The sequence below is a fragment of the Kitasatospora sp. NPDC057542 genome, from assembly GCF_042801945.1.
In the GTDB taxonomy this organism is placed as follows: Bacteria; Actinomycetota; Actinomycetes; order Streptomycetales; family Streptomycetaceae; genus Kitasatospora.
In genome coordinates this window covers 1-5,570 of record NZ_JBHVFE010000542.1, presented here as the reverse complement: position 1 = coordinate 5,570, position 5,570 = coordinate 1, and the positions used below count along the sequence as shown (strand labels likewise).

Annotated in this window: 5 protein-coding genes; 2 read left to right on the top strand and 3 right to left on the bottom strand. The window is 72.8% G+C overall.

Going from position 1 to position 5,570, the window contains the following annotated elements:
• Window positions 1-89: 89 nt before the first annotated feature.
• The 3 genes from ACFU7Y_RS39025 to ACFU7Y_RS39015 are packed head-to-tail and all read right to left on the bottom strand — an operon-like array spanning window position 90 to window position 3,033.
• A complete protein-coding gene (locus tag ACFU7Y_RS39025; protein ID WP_224278370.1) occupies window positions 90-1,706 on the bottom strand; it encodes an ABC transporter permease in 1,617 nt (538 codons plus the stop codon).
• Window positions 1,703-2,605, bottom strand: coding sequence for an ATP-binding cassette domain-containing protein (locus tag ACFU7Y_RS39020; RefSeq protein ID WP_380771202.1), 903 nt, complete (start codon window positions 2,603-2,605; stop codon window positions 1,703-1,705). Before ACFU7Y_RS39020 ends, ACFU7Y_RS39025 begins: the two co-directional genes overlap by 4 nt.
• Before the next feature lie 44 nt (window positions 2,606-2,649).
• Complete coding sequence (locus tag ACFU7Y_RS39015) at window positions 2,650-3,033, bottom strand: hypothetical protein (RefSeq protein ID WP_224278367.1); 384 nt, start codon at window positions 3,031-3,033, stop codon at window positions 2,650-2,652.
• Between the two features lie 237 nt (window positions 3,034-3,270).
• Between ACFU7Y_RS39015 and ACFU7Y_RS39010 the strand changes: the two genes are divergently transcribed.
• Window positions 3,271-4,590 carry a histidine kinase gene (locus tag ACFU7Y_RS39010; RefSeq protein WP_224278365.1) on the top strand — a complete coding sequence of 440 codons (1,320 nt, stop codon included), beginning with the start codon at window positions 3,271-3,273 and terminating at the stop codon, window positions 4,588-4,590.
• Window positions 4,554-5,198, top strand: a complete 645-nt coding sequence (locus ACFU7Y_RS39005; protein WP_224278363.1) for a response regulator transcription factor — start codon at window positions 4,554-4,556, stop codon at window positions 5,196-5,198. Before ACFU7Y_RS39010 ends, ACFU7Y_RS39005 begins: the two co-directional genes overlap by 37 nt.
• Window positions 5,199-5,570 lie beyond the last annotated feature (372 nt).

Genomic DNA, 5,570 nt, shown 5'->3' with positions numbered 1-5,570 from the left:
GGGCCGAGGGCGTACCGTGCTGTGCGGCGCACCGTCCCGAGCGCCCCCTGAATTAACGGAAGCGAAGAGATCATGCACCCCACCGCGACTCAGCCCTTGACGTTCCGTCGGGCGGCGCCGACCAGGAACACCACCGCGAGCATCGCCGCGGACAGCGCCCCGACCAGCAGCGGGCCGGGACCGGCCGGACTGCCGTTCACGCGGACGGCCCCCATGAAGTCGACGGCGGCGACGTTGTTGACGAGGATCCACCAGAGCGGCAGGTAGACCGCCTGGAAGAGCCGATGGCTGCGGCTCACCACACCGAGCGCCATGGCCAGCGAGGGGACGAACAGCGCGCCCCCGAGCCAACTGGCCGCCCCCGCGGCGTCGCCCGCCACCAGCATGCGTATCAGCGGGGCGACGCCCGTCACCGCGGTGAGCACCAGCCCAGACGCCCATTCGGCCAGCAGCCGGCGCCGGGCCGACGGGTAGGCGCCGAGCAGCACCTCCAGGCCGTTCTCGACCCGCTGGCTACCGAGCCGGGACCAGATCAGGACCGGCCACAGCCACGTCAGCGGCAGGAGCAGGCCGGTGACGGCGTCCATCGGCAGCGCGAACCCGGCCACCGTCAGCCCGGCGGCGACCAGCCACCACCAGCGGGAGACGCCCTGCACCAGGATGCGGGCCTCGCCCGCCAGCAGCCGGCCGAACGCCCCGGCCCGCCGCGGTTCGGTCCGCGGCAGGACGCCCTGCGCGGTCGCCCAGCGTGCACCCTCGGGCTCCGCCCCGTCGAGTACGGACGGCTCACCCGCCGCCCCGGCGGCAGCCGGCACCGGCGCCGCGTCACCGGAGCCGCGCGCGGGATCGAACCTGCCGAACCACAGGGCCGGCAGCAGCGCCACGGCGAACGCCGCAAGGAACAGTGCCAGCCGGCCGAGGAGGAACCCGGAGGCGGGATCGAAGCCGTCCCAGTGGAAGGTGCCCAGCGGCTTGTCGACCTTGGTCAGGCCGAGGCTGAACCCGCCCGGGTCGGTCGTCCTCTGCTGGGCCTCCAGCGCGGCGCCCATCGACCGTGCGACCTGGTGCACCCCGAGACCGTCCAGCGGCGCGGAAGCCGACTGCCCGCCGATCGCGAGCACCATGGCCAGCACGAACCAGACGACGTTCCCGAAGCCGCCCCGCAGCAGCGGCACCGTCTCGAACAGGAGCGCCGCCGCCGCGGTGACCGCCATCACGGGCAGCGACAGCAGCAGGAACGGCTCCGCCAGGGCGACCGGGTCGACCGCTCTGTCCTCGCCGCGGGCGAGCTGCATCAGCAGCGCGGTGACGGCCAGCACGCCGACCATGGAGGCGAGCACCAGCAGGTTGCTCAGGAACTTGGCCAGGAGGTAGTGAGAGGTGCGCAGCGGGGTGGCGGCGAGGACCTGGCCGACGCCGGTCGTCTCGTCCCGCGCGATGCCGCTGCGCACCACGTAGAAGCCGCCGAAGGTGAGCCAGAGCGCACCGGCCAGGGCCGTGACCGCGCCGACGTACGCGCTGTTGTAGACGCCCCGGCTGCCGCCCACGTCCATGATCGTCCAGTGGCCGTCCGCGTTCGGTACGGCCAGGTAGCCGAGCCCGACCGCGGCGAGCAGGGTCACCGCGTACACCGGCCGGCGCACCCGGTCCCGGAAGTCTCCGACCGCCAGCCCGGCGAGCACCGACCCGGGCACCGCCGTGCTCATCGCCGCACCACCCGCTGCCCGGCGCCGCTTCGCTCCCCCGACCGGTGGATGATGCCCAGGTAGGCGTCCTCCAGGTCGGGCGGCACCCGGACCGCGTCGGGCTGTGGCGGCTCGGCGGCGAGCAGCCGCAGCCGTACGCCGTTCCCGGTCCGCACCATCCGGCTGACCACGTGGCGGGCCTGGACGGCCAGGAGGTCCGCCGGGGCGACCACGGCCTCCCAGACCTGCCCGTCGATCTCCCTGAGCAGTTCGTCGGGCGCGCCCCGGCGCAGCAGCCGGCCGTGCGCGACCACGGCGATGTCGGAGGCCACCGACTCGACGTCGGAGACGATGTGGGTCGAGAGCATCACGACCCGGTCCGCCGCGAGCTCGCTGAGCAGGTTGCGAAAGCGCACCCGCTCCTCCGGGTCCAGGCCGGCGGTCGGTTCGTCGACCACGATCACCTTGGGGTCGGCCAGCAGTGCCTGCGCGATGCCGACCCGGCGGAGCATGCCCCCCGAGTACGTGCCGAGCGGGCGCTTGACCGCCTCGGTCAGGTTGACCAGCTGGATCAGCTCGTCGATCCGGGCCCGGGCGGAGCGGGCGCCGATCCCCTTGGCTGCCGCCAGGTAGGACAGGAACTCCCGCGAGGTCAGGTTCGGATAGACCCCGAAGTCCTGCGGCAGATAGCCGAGTTCCCGGCGCAGCCGGTCCGGCTCGGCCACCGCGTCGGCGCCCAGGTAGCGGACCCGGCCGTCGGTGGGCCGGGTGACCGTCGCCACGATGCGCATGAGCGAGGACTTCCCGGCGCCGTTCGGCCCCAGCAGGCCCAACATCCCGGGGCCGAGGTGCATCGTGATGCCGTCGACGGCCCGCTTGCCGCCCTTGTAGACCTTGGTGATGTCGATCAGTTCGAGCATGGTCTCCGTCTTTCCGGCCTTCCCCGCAGAAGGGCTCGTCGGTTTCAGCCCTTGAGGTCCGTCTCGCGCCCGTCCCGCAGGACCGCGACGCCCTTGGGGACCTCGACCCGGTACTTCGTGTCGCAGTTGGCGAGCCCGGAGCACCCCGCCCGGAGTTCGAGGACGCCGTCCTTCAGCTCCCAGGACTCCTTGACGCTGCCGACCTTGCCGCTCGTGTCGAACCAGCGGGTGACCTTGACGTCCGCGCGATCGGCCGCGACGAGGTCGGCGGGGGCCCCGTGCGACCTGACGTTCAGGCTCTTGCCCGCGAACTCGAAGGTCTTGTCCTCGGGCGGGGCGTCCGCGGCGTCGGCGCAAGCGGCGAGCGGAACGAGGGCGGCCACCGCGAGGGCGATCAGGGCGGGTGCGGATTTCGGGCGTCGGTCCACCGTGTCCTCCTTACGTCTGCGATCGGGTGCGCCGCTCGGGGCGCTTCCCGGGGCACGTGGGCACGCTCGCCAGCCTCGCCGATCCGCGGGCGTCTGCCATCTGCCGTTCGGCAGATATCCCGTTCGACCAAAGGGGGAGTTTCTTCCACCGACAACGCCTCCCCGTCATCGCCAGAATGGCCTCACGGCCGGCACGACCGAGCCGCGCAACGGCACCACTGGAAGGGAACCGCGTCCATGGACAACACGCTGCAACTCGGGGAGGGCCCCGCACCGGCCGAGGTCACCGGGTTCTCCGTACCCGCCGGACTCACCGCTCTCCGACGGTCCCTGACCCTCAGCCGGCTCTCCGCTCTGGCCCTCGTCCGCTCCATGGGCGTCACCGGCGCGATCCCGCTCGTCGGGCCGGGCCTCGGCCTGGTCCCCCGGGCCATGGCCCGGGTACGCGACCTGACGGACCGCCAACGCGCCCTGGCCGAGGAGTGGTCCGGCATCCGGTTCCCCGGGCCGCCCGGCCCGCTGCCGCCGGTGCCCGCCGGCGCCTCCGGCGCCATCGCCCGCTACCGCTGGATCACGGGCGACCCGCAGACCCGGCGGGAGTTCGGCTGGGTCCTCACCGAGCCGGTCGTCGGCGGCCTGCTCGCCTTCCTGCCGATCGCCGTCCTGCTCAGCGGCCTCTGGGGCGTCTTCCTCGCCTTCTTCGGCGTCCCGCTGTCCGCCGAGTGGGACGGCCTCTGGTACCAGTTCATCCCGATCGAGGGCACCGCCACCGCCGCCCTCTCCGGCCTCCTCGGCCTGCTCCACCTCCCGCTCGCCCTCTGGCTCGCACCCCGCACGGTCCACCGGCACGCCCGCCGCACCCGCTCGATGCTCGCCCCGAGCGAACAGGAGCTGCTGGCCGGCCGGATCGCCCACCTGACCGCCACCCGCAGCACCGCCGTCGACACCCGGATGGCCGAGATCCGCCGGATCGAGCGCGACCTGCACGACGGCGCCCAGGCCCGGCTGGTCGCGATGGGCATGACCCTGGACGCCGCCGAACACCTCCTGGAGACCGACCCGCAGGCCGTCCGCGCCCTGCTGGTCGAGGCCCGCCAGTCCTCCGCCAAGGCCCTGGAGGAGCTCCGCGACCTGGTCCGCGGCATCCACCCGCCGGTCCTCGCCGACCGCGGACTCGCCGACGCGGTACGGGCGTTGGCGATGGTCTGCCCCGTCCCCACCGACGTCTCGGTGGACCTTCCCGGCCGTCCCGAGATGCCCGTCGAGTCGGCCGCCTACTTCGCGGTCTCGGAGCTCCTCACCAACGTCGTCAAGCACTCCGACGCCGGCCGCGCCGGAATCGAACTCCGCTACGATCGCGGCGTGCTGCGCATCACCGTCTCGGACAACGGACGGGGCGGCGCGGACGCCGGCCGGGGCACCGGGCTGCGCGGCGTCGAACGACGGCTCGCCACCTTCGACGGGGTCGTCTCCGTCAGCAGTCCCCCCGACGGTCCGACCACGGTCATCATGGAGCTTCCGTGCGCATTGTCCTCGCCGAGGACCACTTCCTCCTGAGGGACGGCCTGATCCGCCTCCTCCAGGCCCACGGCCACCAGGTGGCGGCCGCCGTGGACAACGGCCCCGACCTCCTCCTGGCCCTCACCGAGCAGCGGCCGGACGTCTCGATCGTCGACGTCCGGCTGCCCCCGACCTTCACCGACGAGGGCCTGCGCGCCGCCCTCACCGCCCGCCGCACCACGCCCGGCCTCCCCGTCCTGCTCCTCTCCCAGTACGTCGAACCCCTCTACGCCCGCGAACTCCTCGCCACCGGCGGCCGCGGTGTCGGCTACCTGCTCAAGGACCGCATCACCAACGGCGCCCAGTTCCTCGACGCCATCCACCGCGTCGCCGCCGGCGGCACGGCCATGGACCCCGAGGTCGTCGCCCAGCTCCTGGTCCGCAAGAACCGCGACACCGCCCTCGCCACCCTCTCCACCCGCGAACGCGAAGTCCTCGAATCCCTCGCCCAGGGCCGCTCCAACGCCGGCATCGCCCAAGCCCTCTTCATCACCGAGAAGGCCGTCGCCAAGCACATCGGCAACATCTTCACCAAGCTCGACCTCCTCCCCACCGACACCGCCAACCGCCGTGTCCTGGCCGTCCTCACCTACCTCGACCAGTGACCCCGCCCCACCCCGGGCACGCAAAAGGCCCAGGCCGGAATCAATCCGACCTGGGCCTTCACCGAGCCGCCTGCGGGATTCGAACCCGCGACCTACGCATTACGAGCCCGAGAGTGATCATCTTGGCTACTGCCGCCATCGATCACTTGGTGATGAACCCGCAGGTCAGGACGTTGCACCGTGATCCCCGATCCCGCCCGAACCGGCACGTGCTACCCCGTCCGCTCACGCATCGCTCACGCAGCCCGCGTCCCGCTCGACTCCAACATGGCGGGCTGCTAGTGCTGTGACCGCATACGTTCGCCGGGTTGCTGGATCACGCGGCGAGGAGGGGTCTGCCGCCCCATCGGATGCCCTTCTCGCTGCGGACGC